This is a genomic window from Neobacillus sp. NPDC093182, from assembly GCF_044754045.1.
Genome location: NZ_JBIVOI010000004.1, coordinates 301,505 through 323,758, shown reverse-complemented (window position 1 = coordinate 323,758; position 22,254 = coordinate 301,505). Strand labels below are relative to the sequence as shown.

Sequence of the window (22,254 nt, the reverse complement as noted above, 5' to 3'; positions counted from 1 at the left end):
AGTTTTGCTGATGAACATCGAACAATTCAAAGCTATGCTTCTTGAGAAGGGGATCGCCCTTAGCGATGAGCAGCTAGATCAATTTGATCAATACTTTCACACCTTAGTGGAGTGGAATGAAAAAATGAACCTAACTGCCATCACTGATCAAGAGGATGTCTACTTAAAACATTTCTATGATTCCATATCTGCTGCCTTTTACTTTGATTTCACGCAGCCCCTGCATCTGTGCGATGTAGGCGCAGGTGCGGGATTTCCAAGTATTCCGTTAAAAATTGCTTTTCCTCATTTAGAGGTAACCATCGTGGATTCATTAAATAAGCGAATTTCCTTTTTAAATCATTTAGCAAATGTTTTAAAATTGGAAAAGGTTCATTTCATTCACGATCGCGCTGAGACCTTCGGTGTGAATCCAGCTCATCGTGAGTCGTATGACCTCGTAACGGCAAGAGCAGTGGCAAGAATGTCTGTGCTTAGCGAGCTTTGCCTTCCGCTTGTAAAAGTAGGAGGACATTTTATTGCCATGAAAGCCGCACATGCAAACGATGAGTTAACCGTCGGTCAGAAGGCGATTACGACTCTTGGAGGAAAATTAGAGCAGATGCATACTTTCACTTTACCAATGGAAGAAAGTGAAAGAAATATTCTTGTCATTAAAAAGGAAAAACAAACGCCAAAAAAATATCCGCGAAAGCCAGGGACACCTGGTAAAATGCCAATCGAATAATGAAGGCTATTTTGTATAAATAAAACTGCAGGTTTGGCAGGAAGAAAACAGTATTATAGAGAATAAGTAATAGGGAGTTTCGTAAAGGTGGTGTTGGGGATGAAGAATTCGTTTTCACGCTTTTTTGGCCTCGGCGAAAAGGGAGATCAAAAGGTTGAGTTAGAAAAAGAGCTTGAAAAAGAGCTAGAACAAGAGCTAGATGTTGTTAAAAATGAAGAAATTAAAAAGATTCCCATTGAAAGTATTGTTCCTAACCGTTTTCAGCCTCGAACCGTATTCGACGATGAAAAAATAGAGGAGTTATCACGAACAATCCATACACACGGAATCATTCAGCCAATTGTGGTCCGACAGTTTGATGGAAATTATGAAATTATTGCCGGAGAGCGCCGCTGGCGTGCGATGAAGAAGCTGGGCTGGGAAGAAGCACCAGCGATCATAAAAAATTATTCCGATACCGAAACCGCTTCTGTGGCATTAATTGAAAATTTACAACGGGAAGAGCTGTCGCCGATTGAAGAGGCTATCGCCTATGGTAGGCTGCTCGAGCTGCATAACTTAACGCAAGAAGCTCTTGCTCAGCGTCTTGGAAAAGGTCAATCGACAGTAGCCAATAAGCTGCGGCTTTTAAAGCTGCCTCAGCCTATCCAAGAATCCTTGCTAAATAAAGAAATAACTGAACGGCATGCCCGTGCACTTATTCCACTTAAAAATCCAGAGAAACAAGTACTGCTTTTACAAGATATTATCGAAAAAAATCTTAATGTAAAGCAAACTGAGGATCGAGTGGCCAGGCTGCTAGAAGAAAAGAACCAAAAACCAAAACCAAAAAGAAAAGCCTTCAGCAAAGATATGAGAATTGCTGTAAATACCATAAGACAATCGTTAACCATGGTGTCCGATAACGGAATCAATCTCGACTCACAAGAAGAAGAGTTTGAAGAGTACTATCAATTTACTATAAAAATTCCAAAGAAAAAATAAAATATTCACACAATGGAACCAGACTATCAAGCAGTTTGGTTTTTATTTTTTGTCTTCCTGTAATATAACAGCTAGTTTTTTATTTTTCACTCTGTTGATTGGAGCGGAAGGCACGAAGACTCCTGCGGGAGGACGGGGCAGGGGAGACCCCGCAGGCGCTGAGGCGCCAAGGAGGCTCCCCGGACCGCCCGCGGAAAGCGAAGTGCCTGGAGAGGAAATCAACAGACAAGTCTATTAGTATGTAAAAATATGGTAGCCGTCGCTTTGATTCGCCATTAATATTTTATGAAAAAAAATAACAATAAATCAGTTTCATGTTAAAATAAATAGCATGGAAATTTTAATTTACTAGTTTTGCCTGCGAGAATCACAGGTTTAATTAGTTGATATGACTAGAATTTAAGTATCTTATTTGAAACAAGGTAGGTGACATCGTGGGCAAAACTATTGCAATCGCGAATCAAAAAGGCGGAGTTGGAAAGACAACTACCTCTGTCAATCTAGGCGCCTGCTTAGCATACATTGGGAAAAAGGTTTTATTAGTAGACATTGATCCACAAGGGAATGCTACGAGCGGAATTGGTATCGAAAAGGCAGATGTAGCACAGTGTATATATGATGTTTTAGTAGACGATGTGGAAGCAAAGGATGTTATTAAAACAACATCTGTTGAAAATTTATATGCCATTCCGGCTACTATACAGCTTGCAGGAGCGGAAATCGAGCTCGTTCCTACTATTTCTAGGGAGGTCCGATTAAAGCGTGCGCTTGAAGAAGTGAAAGACCAATTCGATTATATTATTATCGATTGTCCGCCTTCATTAGGATTGTTAACGCTCAACTCCTTAACAGCTTCAGACTCTGTGTTAATCCCTGTTCAGTGTGAATATTATGCTCTCGAAGGTTTAAGTCAGTTATTAAATACTGTAAGGCTAGTACAAAAACACTTAAACCAGGACTTGAAAATAGAAGGCGTGTTATTAACGATGCTCGATGCCCGAACGAATTTAGGCATTCAAGTAATCGAAGAAGTGAAGAAGTATTTTCAAGATAAAGTATATAAAACCATTATTCCAAGAAATGTACGTCTAAGTGAGGCTCCAAGCCATGGCGAACCAATTATTACGTATGATTCAAAATCACGAGGGGCAGAAGTTTATTTAGATTTAGCAAAGGAAGTGGTCTCAAATGGCTAAAGGTCTAGGAAAAAAAGGCATTAATGCATTTTTTACAAATATCGAAGCCGGTAAGGAAGAGACTGTCCAAGAAATAAGTTTAAAAGAATTGCGTCCAAATCCTTACCAGCCAAGGAAAACCTTCCAACAAGAGGCCATTGATGAACTAAAAGACTCCATTTTAGAGCATGGAATTCTTCAGCCGCTTGTCGTTCGGAAAAGCATTAAAGGGTATGAAATTGTTGTAGGTGAAAGACGTTTCCGAGCAGCAAAAGAAGCAAAACTAGCGTCTGTACCAGCTGTTGTAAGAGAGTTAACCGAACAGCAAATGATGGAATTAGCCGTTTTAGAAAACCTGCAGCGTGAAGATTTGAACCCAATTGAAGAGGGTCTAGCCTATCAAACGCTAATGGAAAAGTTAAAGTTCACACAAGAAGAAGTAGCAAAGCGTTTAGGAAAAAGTCGTCCGCATGTAGCAAATCATATCCGGCTGCTCTCTCTGCCTCCCAAGATTCAAGAGCTGATTTCAGATGGAAAAATATCGATGGGCCATGGTCGCGCCCTTTTGGGACTGCGTCAAAAGGCAAAGCTTCCAGCCTTAGTAGATAAAATTATCCAGGAATCATTGAATGTTCGCCAATTAGAAAAAATCATTCAACATCTAAATGAAAATGTTCCACGTGAAACAAAAAACCCTGAAAAGAAAAAAGATGTGTTTATCCAGGAACGGGAACACTCCCTTCGCGAACGGTTTGGAACAACTGTAAACATTAAGCAGACAAAAAATAAAGGCAAGATAGAAATTGAATTTTTCTCCCAAGAAGATTTAGAACGTATCTTAGAAATGTTAGGACAAGAAGAATCACTTTAAACCATCTTTGGATGGTTTATTTTTTTGCAAAAATAACTTTCCAACTGTACTAAAAAATGATAGTTTAATACTATTATTAGTTTCGAGTTTCGAAGAATAGGTGAATAACAGATGTTTTTATTAGGAACGCTTGTAAACGGGTTATTAATTATTGTCGGTGTGCTAATTGGAAAGCTTTTAAACCGAATTCCTGAAAGCATGAAAACAACGGTTATGTATGCAATAGGATTATCGGTAATTGTTTTGGGGCTGCAGATGGGGTTAAAAAGTGAGAATTTTCTAATTGTAATCATTAGTTTAGTCATGGGTGCTGTTTTTGGGGAGCTCATGCAATTGGAAGAAAAGCTGAATCAGCTTGGGCTTTGGCTGGAAAACAAAATTGGTTCTAGCAAGATAGGTTCAACTGGAAAAGGCAGTATAGCAGAAGGTTTTGTTACTGCTACCTTAATCTTTGTAATTGGGGCTATGGCAATTATTGGGGCACTTGACAGCGGAATCCGCGGTGACCACGATGTCTTGTATACGAAAGGACTCATTGATGGCTTCACATCCATTATATTAACGACTACACTTGGAGTGGGTGTTATTTTTTCAGCTATTCCGGTCATGCTCTATCAAGGGCTAATCGCTTTATTCGCCACGCAAATTAACACCTTTATCCCCCAGGTATTGATGGATCAATTTATTATTGAAATGACAGCTACTGGCGGTGTCATGATTTTTGCTATCGGTCTCAATCTAACAGGATTAGTAAAAATAAAGGTAGCAAACCTCCTTCCTGCTATTGTTGTGACAGGAATTATCGTAACCGTTCTCTATTTATATCGTTTGTTTTTGTAATATTTTACTAATTTGTAAATGGTAAAAGAGCAGCTAGGCTGATCCCGGCTGCTCTTTTAATTGGACTTTTTTTGCTCCTCTTGAATTAATTCCTGCAGTCTTCCTTTGGAATGGAGAATACTTGCTTGATAAATCCCATTTGCAATGGTCTTTGCCATTTTCATTACCAAATTTAATCGGGTATTTTGTAAAACAAAAAACTCCATGAAGCCACTCACATTGACAATCCCCGTTATGTGGATATCACCGACTGCCGGAAGCTCTTTGTTTACACCTGCCCCAGGTTTAACAGGTCCATTACCTACCTGGATTACCCCAACATTCTTCATTCGTCCTAAGCACGCATCGATACCAATAATGTAGGGATCTTGATGTTTTACTGCTATTTCCTTTAACCGTTCACCCAAATTGACGGCATGAATGGGTTCATCTAACGTACCGTAAACATGAAAAGAAGGTACATCCTTCTCCTCTAAAAATGATCCAACAAGTGGTCCTAATGAATCTCCGGTTGAGCGGTCTGTTCCGATACAAACAAATACGATAGGACGATGAGATGCCCGTGGCAGGAACTTAAGCAATTCCATGGCTAAATTTTCAACAGCTTGAAAATCATCATGGGGTATCCGCCCAGTATTGGCCCTCCTATCAAAGAAACTAGGTTTTAGATTCATAAGTACACTCCTTAATTGTGACCATTAATAATTCCGCTTTTCTTTTTAACAGTATACGGAATATTAAGAAAATCTATACATGCTGAATAAAAGATATTCCAGTTGAAAAAAGGAATAAATCACAATACTATAAACTACAAAGGAAACTTGATAAAATAAGAATGATTCAATAGTGTGAGAGGAAAGGATGTTCAAATGACTTCTACAGAAAGAATTATTCAGAGATTTGTTGATAAATTCCAAAATGAAGATACATGGCTGGCTATTGGGGAAGGTTTTTTAAAAATTATTGCGATTATGATTGTGGCAAAGATCTTAATCAAGCTGGGAAGTATGGCCATTGATAATGTTTTCAAGCTAAGAACTCGTTCGCCGCTTAAAACTTCAGAACGAAGGGAAGAAACATTAGCAAAACTTCTCGATAATGTTCTTACCTATGTTGTTTATTTTATAGCCTTTATGATGATACTTTCTGTCCTAACCATTGATGTAAAAGCATTAATTGCAGGTGCAGGGGTTGTCGGACTTGCAGTTGGTTTTGGAGCACAGAGTCTTGTAAAAGATGTAATAACTGGTTTCTTTATTATTTTCGAAGATCAATTTTCAGTCGGGGACCATGTACGGATTGATCAATTTGAAGGAACAGTCCAAGCCATTGGCCTGCGGACAACAAAGTTAAAAAGTTGGACAGGAGAAGTTCACATCTTACCGAATGGAAGTATCATTCAGGTAACGAATTTCTCTTTAAATAACAGCCTTGCCATCATTGATATATCGGTTGCTTATGAAGAAGATATTGAAAAGACACAAAAGATCATCAGGGATTTACTTGAAAAAATGCCGGAACAATACGAAGAACTTACGAAGGCGCCTGAGCTATTAGGCGTTCAAACCTTAGGACCATCTGAGGTTGTATTACGAATTGTTGCGGAAACATTGCCAATGAAGCATGCAGCTGTTTCTAGGGATATAAAAAGGGATATCAAACAATGTTTAGATGAGCATGGAATTGAAATTCCATATCCACGTATGGTCATGTACTCAAAGAATTCTGGAAATATCAATGAACCTAGTGTTTAAAAGGAGAGGTATTCAATGGAAGAAAAAGAATTTGGGTTAAATGATGTCGTTGAAATGAAAAAGCAGCATCCATGCGGGACTAATCGCTGGAAAATTATTCGTATGGGAATGGACATTCGAATCAAATGTGAAGGCTGCGAACATAGCGTAATGATTCCTAGGCGGGAATTCTCAAGGAAAATGAAGAAAATATTGGTGAAGCATGAACAGTAGTTTATGCTTCTTTTTTTTTGTTAACTGTATTATTCTAGTTAAAAAGTAGAGATCGTTTTGGGGGTGGAGCAGTGGCAAGTATTGTGAAATCAGCATGTCCGTTGAATTGCTGGGACAGCTGTGGTTTTCATGTAACGGTAGAGAACGATAAGGTTATAAAAGTTGAAGGTGACCCTTCCCACCCCATTACCAAGGGGAAAATTTGCGGCAGAGGCAGAATGCTCGAAACAAGGACCAACTCACCTGAGCGGATTCTTTATCCCTTAAAAAAGGTGAACGGAGAATTCAAGCAAATTTCATGGAATCAGGCGCTCGATGAAATTGCCTTTGAGTTGAAGGAAATTAAAAGACAGTATGGTTCTACTGCTGTTCTCCATAGCCATGACTATGCAAACAATGGGATACTAAAAAACCTGGACCAACGTTTTTTTAATGCTTACGGCGGTGTAACACAGCTTTATGGTTCACTTTGCTGGGGTGCTGGAATTGAAGCACAGAAATGGGATTTTGGTGACGCTTATGCCCATGAACCAGAGGATGTTTTAAAAAGTAAAAACATTGTCATCTGGGGAAGAAATGTAGCGCGGACCAACATGCATTTTTATGAAAAGCTCTTGGAAGCAAAGAAAAAGGGAGCGAAGATTTTTGTTATTGATCCACTATTTAATGCAACGGCGAAAATAGCCGATGAATATATATCCGTTAAACCTGGAATGGATGGTTTGCTTGCTGCAGGGATTATAAAGGAACTCCTTCATTTAGGCCTTGAAGATCGTGAATTTATTGACCACTATTCATATGGCTTCGAGGATTTAGAGAAACTGTTTGAAGGCATATCATTAGAAAAAATCAGTGAAATGACGGAAGTGTCCGTAGAGAAAATTAAGCTTTTAGCAAAGGTATTTGCTGATAAACCTACCTCTACTTTTATGGGACTTGGACTGCAGCGCTATAAAAATGGCGGAAATACCATCCGTTTGATTGATGCCCTTGCAGCGGTAAGCGGCAATATTGGAATACCTGGAGGTGGCGCTAATTATGCCAACCTTCAAGTGGGGCAAAGTTTTGATGCTGCCAATTTAACGCTGAGCGAACGCAGGAGCAGCCATAGAGAATTTTCAATTATGAAACAGGCTGAAGAAGTGTTGTCTGCGATTGATCCAGAAATCAAAATGATTGTGGTTACCTGTGGAAATCCCTTAACACAGGTCCCAGACTCATCTATCGTAGAAAAAGCTTTTTCTTCTGTTTCCAAGCTCGTCGTGATTGAGCAATTTATGACAGATACAGCTGTACTAGCAGATTATATCCTGCCGACGACCACTTCTTTTGAGGAAGAAGATCTTTATTATTCTTCTATGTACCATCATTATGTAAATTATGGTCCGAAACTCGTTTCAGCTCCTGGAGAAGCGAAGTCGGATTTATGGATTTGGACACAGCTTGCTGAAAGACTTGGATTTGGTGAAGATTTTCAGTTCTCAAGAGATCAGTGGCTGGAAATGTCTCTACAAACATTATCTGCAAAAGGAATCACACTAGATAAACTTAAGGAACACCATAACGTAGAATTGCCAGTGAAACCAGTACCATGGGATGATTTTCAGTTTAAAACACCATCTGGAAAATACGAGTTTACAGTCATAAACAAAGGTGTCGAGGGGCAGCTGCAATTAGCATTACCTGAAGAATCAAAATGGAATAATCCCTCATTAGCTGAGAAATTTCCCTATAATCTACTAACGATTCATCCACTAAGGTCAAACCATTCGCAAAACTATCATCTTTTTCCTAAGGCACCTCAGCTAAAAATTGAAGTGGCCGGAAATATTGCGGAAGAGCATAATCTGAAGGATGGTGATTTGGTACGAGTATGGAATAATCGTGGTGAAATTAAAGGATATCTTTCGATTCTGCCAAAGGTACATCCTAACACAATTAATATTGATGAAGGGATTTGGAAAAGGTTCGGCGGCTCTGTTAACAACTTAACTTCGAGCGAAGAATCTGATAACGGTCTTGGCAGTACCTTGTACGATTGTCTGGTGAATATTGAAAAAATACACTAACTGGTGTCTAGGACGCCAGTTTTCTTTCGTTCTTGTCTTTTTACTGACTAATGCCTATAATTGTGAGAGGCTTTTTAATAATTCTTGGACGTTATTTTTTTAAATAGATATATATCTTGAGGAGTGAATTTTATGGCATTAACAGCAGGAATCGTAGGTTTGCCGAATGTTGGTAAGTCTACATTATTTAATGCAATCACACAGGCTGGGGCTGAATCAGCCAATTATCCATTCTGTACCATCGATCCTAACGTAGGAATTGTAGAAGTTCCTGACCACCGCTTAACGAAATTAACGGAGCTTGTGCAGCCAAAAAAGACCGTTCCTACTGCATTTGAATTTACTGATATAGCAGGGATTGTAAAGGGAGCAAGTAAAGGTGAAGGACTTGGTAATAAGTTCCTATCACACATCCGACAAGTAGACGCCATTTGCCAGGTTGTCCGCTGTTTTGCAGACGAGAACATCACCCACGTATCAGGAAAAGTAGATCCTATTTCCGATATCGAGGTTATTAATTTAGAGTTAATTCTTGCAGACATGGAGTCCGTTGAAAAAAGAATTAGCCGCGTTGAAAAATTAGCCAAGCAAAAAGATAAAGACGCAGCAGCTGAGTTTGAAGTACTCTCCATGCTTCGTGACGCTTTTGAAGCTGAAAAGCCAGCACGTACGGTTGAATTTACGGAAGAACAAATGAAAATCGCCAAAATGCTTCACCTTTTAACAATTAAGCCTGTTTTATATGTGGCAAACGTTGGTGAGGATGATGTTGCAGATCCATCAGGCAACGAATATGTTCAAAAAGTACGCGAATTTGCAGCAGCAGATAATGCTGAAGTAATTGTAGTTTGTGCAAAGATTGAGGAAGAAATTGCTGAACTAGAAGGCGAAGAAAAGCAAATGTTCCTTGAAGAGCTCGGTATTGAGGAATCTGGACTTGACCAGTTAATTCGCGCAGCTTATAACCTGCTTGGATTAGCTACTTACTTTACTGCAGGTGTTCAGGAAGTTCGTGCGTGGACGTTTAGACATGGCATGAAAGCTCCACAATGTGCGGGTATCATTCACTCAGATTTCGAACGCGGATTTATTCGTGCTGAAACAGTCTCATATGATGACTTATTAGCTGCAGGAAGTTATAATGCCGCTAAGGAAGCTGGAAAAGTCCGTTTAGAAGGAAAAGAGTATTTAGTAAAAGACGGAGATGTTATTCACTTCCGTTTCAATGTATAAAATGTCTAGCCTTGCGTCTGCAAGTCTTTTTATATGGACAGACTTTTAAGGGAAATATCTAGAAATGGTGAACAGCCTTGCTTTTCGTCATTAACTATGATAAAATCTTAACTTGTGAGTAATGAATAATTGCTCCTTGCCCAAAAGTGGGCCGTTTAGACCAAAAGGAGGTGACTGTGATGAATAAGTACGAAATCATGTACATCATCCGCCCAAACATTGAAGACGAAGCGAAAAAGGCTCTTGTAGAGCGTTTCAACGGAATTCTTCTTGAAAACGGTGCGGAAACTGCTGAAACAAAAGATTGGGGTAAGCGTCGTTTAGCTTACGAAATCAACGATTTCCGTGATGGATATTACGAAATCGTGAAAACTACATCTTCAGCTGATGCGGTACAAGAATTTTCTCGTCTTGCGAAAATCAGCGAAGATATCATTCGCCATTTAGTAATTAAAGAAGAAGCTTAATATAAATACATTTTGGCTGGATGTTTCACATGAAACATTCTCCAGAAGAAAAGGAGTTGATTCTGATGATGAATCGTGTCGTGCTTGTTGGCCGTTTAACTAAAGATCCTGATTTGCGTTATACACCAAATGGGGTTCCTGTAGCTACCTTTACTTTAGCTGTTAACCGTCCGTTTTCTAGTCAGGCAGGTGAGCGTGAAGCAGACTTTATTAATTGTGTTGTTTGGCGTAAACCAGCTGAAAATGTGGCAAACTTCTTGAAAAAAGGCAGCCTTGCAGGAGTGGATGGCCGCATTCAAACCCGTAACTATGAAGGACAAGATGGTAAGCGTGTTTACGTTACAGAAGTTCAGGCAGAGAGTGTCCAATTTCTAGAACCTAAAAACTCTTCTGGCGGCGGTGGAAGAAGCGACAATGATCATTTCGGTGCCCCACCAAGGGAACCGCAAGGAAATCCTTATGGCGGCGGCAATCAGAATCAACGGCAGTATCAAAACAACAACAATAACAATAATAAAGGTTTTACAAAAGTGGATGATGATCCGTTCGCAGGTAACGGTCAGATAGACATCTCCGATGATGATCTACCATTTTAACGTAAACTTTTATGATCGTTAATCATTCATAAAGGAGGGAATTTTCATGGCAGGTGGAGGACGTAAAGGCGGACGCGCGAAGCGCCGTAAAGTGTGCTATTTCACAGCAAATGGCATCGCACGCATCGATTATAAAGATGTAGATTTACTTAAAAAATTCATCTCTGAACGTGGAAAGATTTTACCACGTCGTGTAACTGGTACAAGCGCTAAATATCAGCGTAAACTAACTGTTGCAATCAAACGTGCACGTCAAATGGCATTATTACCATTCGTTGCGGGTGAATAATAAAGCGTAAGCGCCTAAGCGCTGAAGCTGGAATATAAGAATTAGTTAAAGGCAGCTGGGGCTCATCCCTTGCTGTCTTTTTATATTATCTTGCAGATTTGTTGAATAGGAGAGCGTAACTGGCTAAAATTAAGGAATAGGCTTTTGAAATAATTGGGGTGAAGTAGTGAAAAATGTTCGTAAACTTACAGAAGGAGCTATCCTGTTAGCTGCCTTTGCGGTTTTGTTATTATTAACGATTTATGTCCCGTTTCTTGGGATGATTGTAAACTTATTTTTAGCTGTGCCATTTATGCTCTTTGCAGCCAAGAATGACGGGAAGAGTATCGTTGTTTTTATTATCGCCTCCCTTCTCCTATCGTTCATCGTAGGAACAATTATGTCGCTGCCATTAACGCTCGCATATGGGACAACAGGTGTTGTAATCGGCTATTTAATTCAGAAACAGAAGAACATGGGTGTTTTATTTATCACGGGCTCTCTTGTCTTTTTAGTTAATCTAATTCTTATTTATGTGGCAAGTATCGTCCTCTTTAAAGTCGATATGATAACTGAAATGATTGATATGATGCGGGAATCACTCAATGTTTCAGCTGACTTACTAAAGAATTTTGGGAATACACAAGACTCTGAAAAGGTGTTGGAACAATTTAATAATGGATTAAACCTGATTAAAACATTAATCCCCACTTTATTTGTTCTCTCATCTTTCTTTATTGTATTCATTATGCAGCTTATATCCTTTCCAATCATTAAGAGATTCGGGGTAAAGGTGGAGAAGTGGAAAAGCTTTAAAGAGATATCATTACCAAAAAGTATATTATATTACTTTCTCCTTACCTTGCTGGTTAGTATGGTGATGCATCCTGAAGAGGGCACCTTTTGGTATATGGCCATTATCAATATGACCTATATCCTTCAATTTTTGATGATTCTCCAAGGGTATACATTTATCTTTTATTATTTTGACAAAAAGGGTTTTTCGAAGGCCATTTCTATTACAATAGCGATTGTCTCTTTCATCATTCCAATTTTCCTTTATATTGTAGGGATATTAGGTATAATTGATTTAGGCTTTGATTTACGAAAAGGCTTTAATAAAAAAGAGAGATGACTACTGTTTAGGAGCTGAAAAAATTGCCTGCATTTATTGAAAAGCGCTCGATACGTTACCCTTTTTACGGGCTGATAGGCATTACAGTGGTTCTGCTCATTGTCCTGGCCTACTATAATTGGATACTAAGCTTGGTGGGGTTGTTTCTCATCATCCCGCCGCTGTACTATATGATCGTCATTGAATCCAGCCAAAGAAAAGAAATGGAAGACTATATCTCAACCCTTTCATACCGTGTCAAACGGGTTGGCGAAGAAGCACTGATGGAAATGCCAATTGGGATTATGCTCATCAATGATGAATACTCGATCGAGTGGACCAATCCTTTTCTTTCCTCTTATTTTGATGAAGATACCCTTATTGGAAAATCACTCTACGAAATCGCTGATACGTTGATACCGTTAATTAAACAAGAAGTAGAAACAGAAATCATCACTCTTCATGAACGAAAGTTTCGAGTCATTCTTAAAAGTGAGGAAAAGCTCCTTTACTTCTTTGATGTCACAGAACAAAAAGAAATTGAAAAATTGTACCATGATGAACGAACCGTTATTGCGATTATCTTTTTAGATAATTACGATGAATTAACACAAGGTATGGATGACCAAATGCGTGGAAGCATTAACAACATGGTTACTTCAACCCTAAATAAATGGGCTCAGGAAAACGGCATTTTTCTTAAAAGAATTTCATCCGAACGTTTTATCGCTGTGTTTAATGAAGCCATTCTGCAACTTATGGAAAAAGGTAAATTTACTGTCCTTGATGAAATAAGAGAAATGACCTCTAAGCAAAATATTTCCTTTACATTAAGTATTGGTGTAGGTGCTGGCACTCCTTCTCTGCCTGAGTTGGGCGTATTGGCTCAATCAAGTTTGGATTTGGCCCTGGGAAGAGGCGGCGATCAGGTTGCGATCAAACATCCAAACGGCAAAGTGAAATTCTTTGGCGGCAAAACAAATCCGGTTGAAAAACGGACAAGAGTACGCGCCCGCGTTATTTCCCATGCACTAAAGGATTTAATTACCGCAAGTGATAAGGTTATTATTATGGGACATAAAAATCCCGATATGGATTCAATTGGGTCCTCTATTGGTATTTACAAGGTTGCGCAGATGAACCAAAAAGATGCCTACATAGTTTTAAACTTTCAAGAAATGGATGGCGCTGTCCATAGACTGATGGAAGAAATCCGTCATCAAGAGCAATTATTTTCTCGATTTATCGGTCCAGAAGAAGCATTGGAAATTTCAACAGAAAAAACTCTATTGGTGATCGTGGATACCCATAAACCTGCACTAGTGATTGAAGAACGACTTCTTAATAGAATTGATAATGTGGTTGTTATTGATCATCACCGCCGCGGGGAAGAATTTATTGAAAATCCAGTTCTAGTTTATATGGAGCCATACGCGTCTTCGACAGCAGAGCTTGTTACCGAATTTCTTGAATACCAGCCAAAACGCGGTAAAATAGAAATGATAGAAGCAACTGCTTTATTAGCGGGAATCGTGGTCGATACGAAAAGTTTTACCTTACGCACAGGTGCTAGAACCTTTGATGCTGCTTCCTATTTAAGAGGTCAAGGGGCAGATACCATTCTCGTTCAGAAGTTTTTAAAGGAAAGCATTAATACCTATATTAAGAGGGCTAAATTAATTGAATCGGTTGCTTTTTACCGCGATGGAATTGCCATTGCGAAAGGGGAAGAAAATGAGCTTCATGATCAAGTCCTTCTTGCACAAGCAGCAGATACACTCCTAACGATGGATGGGGTAGCAGCCTCGTTTGTCATTGCAAAACGCAATGAGGGGCTGATTGGCATTAGTGCCAGATCGCTTGGCAATGTCAATGTTCAAGTAATCATGGAAAAGCTTCAAGGCGGCGGACATCTGACCAATGCAGCCACCCAGCTGACCGGGATTTCCATAACAGAAGCAGAAAGACAATTAAAGCTAGCAATTGAAGACTATTTTGAAGGTGGGAAAAAGGAATGAAGGTAATTTTTCTAAAGGATGTAAAAGGAAAAGGCAAAAAAGGTGAAGTAAAGAATGTGGCAGATGGCTATGCACAAAACTTTTTAATAAAGCAAGGTCTAGCAATTGAAGCAAATAATGCAAACATCAGCACATTAGAGGGTCAAAAGAAGAAGGAAGACAAACGTGCGGCAGAAGAGCTAGCTGAAGCGAAAAAGCTAGGAGAACAGCTAGAAAAAATTACGGTTGAGCTATCTGCAAAAGCGGGTGAAGGCGGCCGCCTATTTGGTTCCATTACCACAAAACAAATTGCGGAAGAACTTCAAAAGAAACACGGAATTAAAATCGATAAACGCAAAATGGAATTAGCGGACGCCATTCGCACGCTTGGTCATACAAAGGTTCCTGTAAAGCTTCATCATGAAGTTCTAGCTACGCTAACGGTTCATGTAAAAGAAGTAAAGTAATTTCCAGTTCAAATTTCAGATAAACATGTTAAAATAATAAAAGCAAACAAGTGATGTGATCGGTCGAGACTGGTCACTTTTCTTCATTATGGACATATTTAGGTTTAGAACTATTAATATATATAATTTATCCTCTTCAAATAGGAGGTTTTTGATAGATGAATGATGTATATGCAGATCGTCTGCCGCCGCAAAATATTGAAGCCGAACAAGCTGTCTTAGGTGCGATTTTCTTAGAACCATCTGCCTTAACTGTGGCTTCCGAAATCTTGATACCAGAAGACTTCTATCGTGCCTCTCACCAAAAGATATTTAATGCGATGCTGAAGCTGAACGACGAAGGTAAGGTAGTAGACCTTGTAACGGTAACCGAGGAATTGGCAGCAGCAAAGCTTATTGAAGATACTGGCGGAGTAAGTTATTTAAGTGAATTGGCGAGCTCTGTCCCGACCGCAGCCAATATTGAATATTATGCTAGAATCGTAGAAGAAAAGTCTTTGCTGAGACGATTAATTCGGACAGCAACCGAGATTGCTTCAGATGGCTATTCCCGTGAAGATGAAGTGGAAGCACTTTTAAGCGAGGCCGAAAAAAATATCCTTGCCGTCGCACAGCGCAAAAATGCTGGAGCGTTCCACAATATTAAAGATGTCCTTGTTCGTACGTATGACAATATCGAGCAAATGCACCAGCGTGCCGGGGAAATTACCGGACTTGAGACAGGATTTATTGAGCTTGACCGCATGACAGCAGGTTTCCAGCGCAATGACTTAATTATTGTCGGAGCCCGTCCTTCTGTGGGTAAAACCGCTTTTGCCTTAAATATTGCGCAAAATGTTGCGCACAAAACAGGTGAAAATATCGCCATCTTTAGTCTTGAGATGGGTGCAGAGCAGCTTGTCATGCGTCTCCTTTGTGCCGAGGGGAACATTGATGCACAAAGGCTTCGTACCGGATCTTTAACAGATGATGACTGGGGCAAACTGACAATGGCTATGGGCAGCCTTTCAAGCTCAGGTATCTTCATTGATGATACTCCGGGGGTAAGAATAAGTGATATTCGTTCTAAATGCCGTCGTTTAAAGCAAGAACACGGTTTAGGGATGATTCTAATTGATTACTTACAGCTTATCTTAGGAAGCGGCCGTGCTGGCGAAAACCGTCAGCAGGAAGTATCGGAAATTTCGCGTTCCCTAAAGCAATTAGCCCGTGAGCTTCAGGTTCCGGTTATTGCCCTTTCCCAGCTTTCCCGTGGTGTCGAGCAGCGTCAGGACAAACGTCCGATGATGTCCGATATTCGTGAATCCGGTTCGATCGAGCAGGACGCCGACATCGTTGCCTTCTTATACCGTGATGATTACTATGATAAAGAATCCGAGAATAAAAACATCATCGAAATCATTATTGCCAAGCAGCGTAACGGTCCAACTGGCACCGTCTCACTGGCATTCGTAAAGGAATACAATAAATTCGTTAACTTGGAGACACGATACGATCCAAGTGCGTAGGTTTTTAGAGAGCTCAGCCAAAGATTTGGCTGGCTCTTTTTTATAGGATTTTTCTACAAAAAGGGTAATTAAGATGTTTTGACTCCCTTTAAAAGAAAAAAGGCTGGTTCGAAGGAAACAAAAGAAGTCTATGGTTCCCTTTAAAAGGAAAAAGGCTGGTTCGAGGGAAACAAAAGAAGTCTATGGTCCCTTCAAAAGGGTAAAGGCGGGCTCTAGGGAATCAAAAGGAGTTTTTGGTTCCCTTCAAAAGGAAAAGGCGGGCTCGGTGGGAATCAAAAGGAGCCCCAGGTTATTCCATAATGAAAAATCAAACATAATGGGCAGATGTTCTATGTCCTACAAGTTTAAAGTTTTTTGATAGGACCCTTCTTATCACTTTCTTCGACTTGACTCCACCGCACCAGTCGTAAATATTATTTGTTGTTATCTTTCTATCCGGAAATAGTAACGAAAATTCCTTCACACTCCTCAAAACAGCCGCTTCTACGTCTTCTACGCACCCACACTGCTTACATATCAATGTCTCATCAGTAAAAAATGTCTTATCGTTGGGACAAATAATACCTTTCTTTAATTGCTCATAGTTATATAGCGGCAACCGTTTATAGGGAGATTCCTCAATATGTAGAGCGTTTAGCTTTTCGGCTAATTGATAGTGTTTTTTATTAAGTTTTACTGGTCTAGTATTTAATTTTTTCAAAAAGCGGTTAAGTTGTGCAGGAAAAATAATCGTAGGATGGTTTGAGCTTGTGTATAAGTGGAATTCAGGGTTGATGAAAATTAGGTAGGATTCGATTGGAATATTGAAGCCTAAAACTTGTAGGAGTCTTTGAAGTAAGGTTTCACAGCGTTCTAACTGGTGCAAAGGGTTCTTTTCAGGCTTTCCAGAAGGTGTATACCATTTATCGCCTTTAATGGAATGATCTCCTTCGAAAGTTTTAACATCTAAAAGATAAATCTTCTCATAGGCGATAATTAAGGTATCAATTTGGAAAGTTGAACCATTATATTCGAGTAATAAATGATTAAGAATTAGCCACTCTTCTGTTAGTCCCTTGAGCCAAATATCACTTTTGAGCTCTCCTTCGTAGCCTTTTACAAGGTTGGTGTAGTTAAATTCCTCTTCATAAGTAAATTTTTTTCGGGCATGTAAGTAATGTAATAGGGTTAATTCTAGCATTTCTGGCCGTGGTCTAAATAACATATAACACTTCCTCGTTATTATTTTAAAAAAACTCTAATACCTATTTTATGGAAAACCCACAACCAATACAAGCTAGATTCATAAATTAATATTTTACGAACATATTTTAATAACCTAATATAAATCGTTCGTGTTTTATTGACTTTTAGCAGTATATATTGTTAAACTTGTCTGTGGGAAAAAGAAATGCGTATATAATTTGGAGGTGCCTTTATGACATCAGTAGTGGTAGTTGGTACACAATGGGGAGACGAAGGGAAAGGTAAAATTACCGATTTCCTTTCTGAGAATGCAGAAGCAATTGCACGTTATCAAGGTGGAAATAATGCTGGCCATACGATCAAGTTTAACGGTGAAACCTATAAGTTACACCTGATTCCATCAGGAATTTTTTATAAAGAAAAAATCTGTGTGATTGGAAACGGAATGGTTGTGGATCCGAAGGCGCTTGTAGCAGAGCTTGCTTACTTGCATGAAAAAGGAATTACAACGGATAACCTTCGAATCAGCAATCGGGCACATGTAATCCTTCCTTACCATTTAAAACTTGATGTTGTTGAGGAAGAAAGTAAGGGTGCCAATAAAATTGGAACCACCAAAAAAGGTATTGGACCTGCTTATATGGATAAAGCAGCGCGCGTTGGAATTAGAATCTCTGACCTTCTTGAGCGAGACGTTTTTGAAGAAAAGCTTGAGCGCAACCTGGCTGAAAAAAATCGTTTATTTGAACGTATTTATGAGACTACAGGGTTCACAAAAGAAGAAATTTTAGATGAATATTATGAATATGGACAGCAAATTAAAAAATATGTTTGCGATACATCTGTCGTATTAAATGACGCTTTGGATGAAGGAAAACGGGTTTTATTTGAAGGCGCACAGGGTGTTATGCTGGATATTGACCAGGGAACTTATCCGTTTGTAACTTCTTCAAATCCAGTTGCAGGCGGCGTTACGATTGGTTCAGGAGTGGGTCCATCCAAAATCACCCATGTTGTCGGAGTTTGTAAGGCATATACTTCACGTGTAGGTGATGGACCGTTCCCGACAGAATTATTTGATGAAATCGGTAATCAAATCCGTGAAGTTGGACGTGAATACGGTACGACTACCGGACGGCCACGACGCATTGGCTGGTTTGACAGTGTAGTCGTTCGCCATGCACGCCGTGTCAGCGGTCTTACTGATCTTTCTTTAAATTCAATCGATGTATTATCAGGAATCGAAACATTGAAGATTTGTACAGCATACAGCTATAAAGGTGAATTAATTACCGAATATCCTGCAAGCTTAAAGGTTTTAAGTGAGTGTGAGCCTGTTTATGAAGAGCTTCCAGGCTGGAAAGAGGATATTACAGGAGTTAAATCATTAGATGAATTGCCTGTTAATGCACGCCATTATGTTGAGCGTGTAACACAGCTTACGGGAATACCGTTAACGACCTTCTCTGTAGGACCTGATCGTAATCAAACAAATGTTGTTCGCAGTCCTTGGAGACAAATTTAATCATGGAAAGGCCCTCGATTTCCGAGGGCTTTCACTTTTTTAAAAATTTTATTAAAAAAGTATTGCACTATATGTATAAACCATGCTATTATAAAAAGCGTCGTCACGAACGACAAACACTTAGTACGAGCCATTAGCTCAGTTGGTAGAGCATCTGACTTTTAATCAGAGGGTCGAAGGTTCGAGTCCTTCATGGCTCACCAAATTATTTTCGACAGAAAATAGCTTTTAAAATATGGCCCCTTGGTCAAGTGGTTAAGACACCTCCCTTTCACGGAGGTAACACGGGTTCGAATCCCGTAGGGGTCATTGGCATTTGATTGTTGGCAAGTGATTGGCAAGTCCGGTCTCCTTGCTGACGATCAATACTAAAAAATGGTTTGGTAGTTCAGTTGGTTAGAATGCCTGCCTGTCACGCAGGAGGTCGCGGGTTCGAGTCCCGTCCAGACCGCCATACATATGGCTCAGTAGCTCAGTCGGTAGAGCAAAGGACTGAAAATCCTTGTGTCGGCGGTTCGATTCCGTCCTGAGCCATTATAAAAGGAAAGCTTGCAAATTGTAAGCTTCTTTTTTATTTTTTTATAAATGTAATGTTATTGCAATAAAACATCCAAATATTTACACCGCTTTATCGAAGCTTGTTTCTTTTTGTAAAAGGTGGTCAAATCATAATACCCACTAGAAACGTTGGTATAATAAGTTTTACCTACAAACATAGGTAAAACAGCACAAGAAAAATCGTGATAATCTATCTACTGCCAACTCCTACGAATGTAGTAAAATGTCATGTATTATACAATTTTGTTACATTATAAAGACTAATCGTTATTTATTTTAAAAGTATGGTAAAGTTATAGAGTAGATAAAGAGGGAAATTTCACTTGTGGTTATAAAGTACTAGATTAAGAGAGTTGTTTCCGTAATTTAGGAGGTTCCAATGTTATTTTTTAATAAAGGAAAATTTGCGAATAAACAATCCTTGAAAACAGTTGTTATGACAGCGTTTGCAGCATCTGCATTAATTTTTAGCAGTGTGTCAGCTAGTGCTGCTGGATCAATTAAATTAACAACAGTATACCATGTATACCATAATCAACAATATATCGGAACTGTTTCGAATAAAGAGGTTGTTGAAAAAATTGTCGAAGAAAAGGCAGTTCAGTTTCAAGAATCCACTAAGGATGTAAACTTAGAATTTGGCTCAAATATTGAGTACATAAAAGAACAGGTTTTTCACTCAACCGCAAATGATACAAAAACGATTCAAGACCTTGAGAGTGTGATCCAGCTTCAAGCTGACGCTTCCTCCATTGTTATTGATGGACAGCCGGTTGCTTTTCTAGAAAACCAAGAAACTGCAGAGGATGTTATTAAAAGACTTAAACTTGAGTTTGTAACTCAAGAACAACTAGATGAGGTAGAAGCAAGAAAATCTGCACCTGCAGCTGAGTTACCTCCATTGCAGGAAAATGAAACTCGTATATTAGACGTAAGAGTATCGAAAAATGTTTCATTTGATTCAGAAAAAGTTACCCCTGACAAAATTATGTCTGTTGAAGAAGCAGTTACCTTTTTACAAAAGGGAACGTTAGAAGAAAAGAAGTATGTCGCCCAGCCAGGTGATGTTTTAGGAACGATTGCCAATAATCATGGATTATCTTTGGCAGACTTTCTTGCATTAAATCCAGGTCTTACAGAAGACTCTGTTGTAAATATTGGCCAAGAGGTTAATGTGACGGCTTTAAAGCCATACCTTGAAATTATTGTTGAAAAAGAAGAAAGTCGAAAAGAAGCTATTCCATTTGCCAATCAAGTAGTCGAAGATGCAAATATGCCAAAAGGCGAAACAACAGTGCAGCAAGAAGGTAAAGATGGAGAACGCTCTGTAAGCTATCGTATTTCAACACAAAATGGAGCAGTTATCAGTAGTGCAGTTACAAGCGAGACTATACTCGCAGAGCCGGTTAATTATATTGTTGTAAAAGGAACAAAGGTGATTCCTTCACGCGGCACTGGAAATCTTGCATGGCCAACAGTTGGAGGCTATGTATCCAGCCAGCAAGGCCAGAGATGGGGCAGAGCCCACAAAGGAATTGATATCGCTAGACCTAGCAATAGAACCATAAAGGCTGCTGACAATGGTAAGGTCGTGTCTGCAGGCTATGATGGCGGCTATGGTAACAAAATCGTTATTGATCACCAAAATGGTCTGCGTACGGTATATGCTCACCTAGATTCGATTGGTGTAAGTGTAGGACAAACGGTTTCACAGGGCTCAGCTATTGGAGTAATGGGTTCTACTGGAAACTCAACCGGAGTACATTTACATTTTGAAGTATACAAAAATGGAGCTCTTCAAAATCCATTAAATTATGTTCATCAATAATTAAACTTTTTACAAAAGAGTCTCTATTAGTACTAGAGGCTCTTTTGGTGTTAAATACTACTAATAGATGAATTACTGCTGAAACCATGGTAAAGTAAACTAGAGTAGAAATGCCATTTAACTTATTCAATAGATTATTTTAAAAACAAAGGAGCAATGGGTATGGAAAAGAAAATTCTCGTAGTGGATGATGAAAAACCGATTGCGGATATTTTGCAGTTTAACTTAAAAAAAGAGGGCTATGATGTTTACAGTGCTTATGATGGAAATGAAGCTCTTCAGATGGTAGAAGAAGTACAGCCAGATTTAATCCTCTTAGATATCATGCTGCCATTGAAAGATGGAATGGAAGTTTGCCGTGAAGTCCGCAAGAAATATGATATGCCAATTATTATGCTGACTGCGAAAGACTCTGAAATAGATAAGGTATTAGGACTTGAGCTTGGTGCGGATGATTATGTGACCAAGCCTTTTAGTACGAGAGAGTTAATCGCGCGTGTAAAGGCGAATTTACGCCGTCATCAAGTGGTGGTCGCTCAAACGGATGAGGAAGTAGAAACGAATGAGATTGAAATTGGTTCACTTACGATTCATCCAAATGCATATGTGGTTTCTAAACGCGGGGAGACCATTGAATTAACTCATCGTGAATTTGAGCTCCTTTACTATCTAGCAAAACATATTGGACAGGTAATGACGAGGGAACACCTGCTGCAAACGGTATGGGGCTATGATTATTATGGAGACGTTCGAACAGTAGACGTAACTGTACGCCGTTTACGTGAAAAGATTGAAGATAATCCAAGCCACCCTACGTGGATCGTTACCCGCAGAGGAGTGGGCTACTATTTGCGTAACCCAGATCAGGAGTAATG

At 39.3% G+C, this 22,254-nt stretch carries 21 protein-coding genes and 4 tRNA genes; 23 read left to right on the top strand and 2 right to left on the bottom strand.

The features are described from left to right. The first annotated feature begins 10 nt into the window (after positions 1-10). From rsmG to ACIQAA_RS10640, 5 genes are all read left to right on the top strand, one after another. Positions 11-727 (top strand): 16S rRNA (guanine(527)-N(7))-methyltransferase RsmG, encoded by a 717-nt coding sequence (gene rsmG, locus ACIQAA_RS10660; protein ID WP_402618676.1) that lies wholly within the window; start codon positions 11-13, stop codon positions 725-727. 99 nt (positions 728-826) lie between these two features. After that, a complete protein-coding gene (gene noc, locus ACIQAA_RS10655) occupies positions 827-1,711 on the top strand; it encodes a nucleoid occlusion protein (RefSeq protein WP_402618673.1) in 885 nt (294 codons plus the stop codon). 434 nt (positions 1,712-2,145) lie between these two features. Next, entirely contained in the window at positions 2,146-2,907 is a 762-nt protein-coding gene (locus tag ACIQAA_RS10650) for a ParA family protein (protein ID WP_402618671.1), read from the top strand. Next, the gene (locus ACIQAA_RS10645) at positions 2,900-3,757 is read left to right on the top strand and encodes a ParB/RepB/Spo0J family partition protein (RefSeq protein ID WP_402618668.1); all 858 of its coding nucleotides are present in this window, start codon (positions 2,900-2,902) and stop codon (positions 3,755-3,757) included. Before ACIQAA_RS10650 ends, ACIQAA_RS10645 begins: the two co-directional genes overlap by 8 nt. A 111-nt stretch (positions 3,758-3,868) precedes the next feature. Continuing rightward, positions 3,869-4,597: a DUF554 domain-containing protein gene (locus ACIQAA_RS10640; RefSeq protein ID WP_402618665.1), complete on the top strand. Its 729-nt coding sequence runs from the start codon at positions 3,869-3,871 to the stop codon at positions 4,595-4,597. 56 nt (positions 4,598-4,653) lie between these two features. On the opposite strand, the gene yyaC is transcribed toward ACIQAA_RS10640, so the two are convergent. Further along, the gene (yyaC, locus tag ACIQAA_RS10635) at positions 4,654-5,271 is read right to left on the bottom strand and encodes a spore protease YyaC (RefSeq protein ID WP_402618663.1); all 618 of its coding nucleotides are present in this window, start codon (positions 5,269-5,271) and stop codon (positions 4,654-4,656) included. A gap of 195 nt (positions 5,272-5,466) precedes the next feature. On the opposite strand from yyaC, the gene ACIQAA_RS10630 reads away from it, so the two are divergent. The 11 genes from ACIQAA_RS10630 to dnaB all read left to right on the top strand — a co-directional run bounded on the left by ACIQAA_RS10630 (position 5,467) and on the right by dnaB (position 16,283). Next, positions 5,467-6,351 carry a mechanosensitive ion channel family protein gene (locus ACIQAA_RS10630; RefSeq protein ID WP_402618661.1) on the top strand — a complete coding sequence of 295 codons (885 nt, stop codon included), beginning with the start codon at positions 5,467-5,469 and terminating at the stop codon, positions 6,349-6,351. A gap of 15 nt (positions 6,352-6,366) precedes the next feature. Next, complete coding sequence (locus tag ACIQAA_RS10625) at positions 6,367-6,564, top strand: DUF951 domain-containing protein (protein WP_045519309.1); 198 nt, start codon at positions 6,367-6,369, stop codon at positions 6,562-6,564. 71 nt (positions 6,565-6,635) lie between these two features. Further along, positions 6,636-8,633 (top strand): molybdopterin-dependent oxidoreductase, encoded by a 1,998-nt coding sequence (locus ACIQAA_RS10620; protein WP_402618657.1) that lies wholly within the window; start codon positions 6,636-6,638, stop codon positions 8,631-8,633. 132 nt (positions 8,634-8,765) lie between these two features. Further along, positions 8,766-9,866 carry a redox-regulated ATPase YchF gene (gene ychF / locus ACIQAA_RS10615; protein WP_307193169.1) on the top strand — a complete coding sequence of 367 codons (1,101 nt, stop codon included), beginning with the start codon at positions 8,766-8,768 and terminating at the stop codon, positions 9,864-9,866. Between the two features lie 179 nt (positions 9,867-10,045). Then, positions 10,046-10,333, top strand: a complete 288-nt coding sequence (gene rpsF, locus ACIQAA_RS10610; protein WP_045519104.1) for a 30S ribosomal protein S6 — start codon at positions 10,046-10,048, stop codon at positions 10,331-10,333. A 65-nt stretch (positions 10,334-10,398) separates the two neighbouring features. Beyond that, positions 10,399-10,929 (top strand): single-stranded DNA-binding protein, encoded by a 531-nt coding sequence (gene ssb, locus ACIQAA_RS10605; RefSeq protein ID WP_402618742.1) that lies wholly within the window; start codon positions 10,399-10,401, stop codon positions 10,927-10,929. Positions 10,930-10,975: 46 nt separating this feature from the next. Further along, positions 10,976-11,218 carry a 30S ribosomal protein S18 gene (gene rpsR, locus ACIQAA_RS10600; RefSeq protein ID WP_402618654.1) on the top strand — a complete coding sequence of 81 codons (243 nt, stop codon included), beginning with the start codon at positions 10,976-10,978 and terminating at the stop codon, positions 11,216-11,218. Between the two features lie 166 nt (positions 11,219-11,384). After that, the gene (locus ACIQAA_RS10595; RefSeq protein WP_402618651.1) at positions 11,385-12,332 is read left to right on the top strand and encodes a YybS family protein; all 948 of its coding nucleotides are present in this window, start codon (positions 11,385-11,387) and stop codon (positions 12,330-12,332) included. Positions 12,333-12,355: 23 nt separating this feature from the next. Beyond that, on the top strand, positions 12,356-14,329 hold the full coding sequence (locus ACIQAA_RS10590) for a DHH family phosphoesterase (protein WP_402618648.1): 1,974 nt from the start codon (positions 12,356-12,358) through the stop codon (positions 14,327-14,329). Then, on the top strand, positions 14,326-14,775 hold the full coding sequence (rplI, locus tag ACIQAA_RS10585; RefSeq protein WP_402618645.1) for a 50S ribosomal protein L9: 450 nt from the start codon (positions 14,326-14,328) through the stop codon (positions 14,773-14,775). Before ACIQAA_RS10590 ends, rplI begins: the two co-directional genes overlap by 4 nt. Before the next feature lie 158 nt (positions 14,776-14,933). Continuing rightward, positions 14,934-16,283, top strand: a complete 1,350-nt coding sequence (gene dnaB, locus ACIQAA_RS10580) for a replicative DNA helicase (protein WP_307193174.1) — start codon at positions 14,934-14,936, stop codon at positions 16,281-16,283. 307 nt (positions 16,284-16,590) lie between these two features. On the opposite strand, the gene ACIQAA_RS10575 is transcribed toward dnaB, so the two are convergent. Beyond that, positions 16,591-17,487 (bottom strand): nuclease-related domain-containing protein, encoded by an 897-nt coding sequence (locus tag ACIQAA_RS10575; protein WP_402618641.1) that lies wholly within the window; start codon positions 17,485-17,487, stop codon positions 16,591-16,593. A gap of 213 nt (positions 17,488-17,700) precedes the next feature. On the opposite strand from ACIQAA_RS10575, the gene ACIQAA_RS10570 reads away from it, so the two are divergent. From ACIQAA_RS10570 to yycF, 7 genes are all read left to right on the top strand, one after another. Continuing rightward, positions 17,701-18,993 (top strand): adenylosuccinate synthase, encoded by a 1,293-nt coding sequence (locus tag ACIQAA_RS10570; protein WP_402618638.1) that lies wholly within the window; start codon positions 17,701-17,703, stop codon positions 18,991-18,993. A 127-nt stretch (positions 18,994-19,120) separates the two neighbouring features. Beyond that, positions 19,121-19,196: transfer RNA gene (locus ACIQAA_RS10565), tRNA-Lys, on the top strand. Positions 19,197-19,230: 34 nt separating this feature from the next. Then, a tRNA-Glu gene (locus tag ACIQAA_RS10560) sits at positions 19,231-19,302 on the top strand. A 68-nt stretch (positions 19,303-19,370) separates the two neighbouring features. Then, a tRNA-Asp gene (locus ACIQAA_RS10555) sits at positions 19,371-19,447 on the top strand. Between the two features lie 7 nt (positions 19,448-19,454). Further along, positions 19,455-19,527, top strand: a tRNA-Phe gene (locus tag ACIQAA_RS10550). A 403-nt stretch (positions 19,528-19,930) separates the two neighbouring features. Continuing rightward, on the top strand, positions 19,931-21,379 hold the full coding sequence (locus ACIQAA_RS10545) for a peptidoglycan DD-metalloendopeptidase family protein (RefSeq protein ID WP_402618635.1): 1,449 nt from the start codon (positions 19,931-19,933) through the stop codon (positions 21,377-21,379). A 162-nt stretch (positions 21,380-21,541) separates the two neighbouring features. After that, on the top strand, positions 21,542-22,252 hold the full coding sequence (gene yycF / locus ACIQAA_RS10540) for a response regulator YycF (protein ID WP_402618632.1): 711 nt from the start codon (positions 21,542-21,544) through the stop codon (positions 22,250-22,252). Positions 22,253-22,254 lie beyond the last annotated feature (2 nt).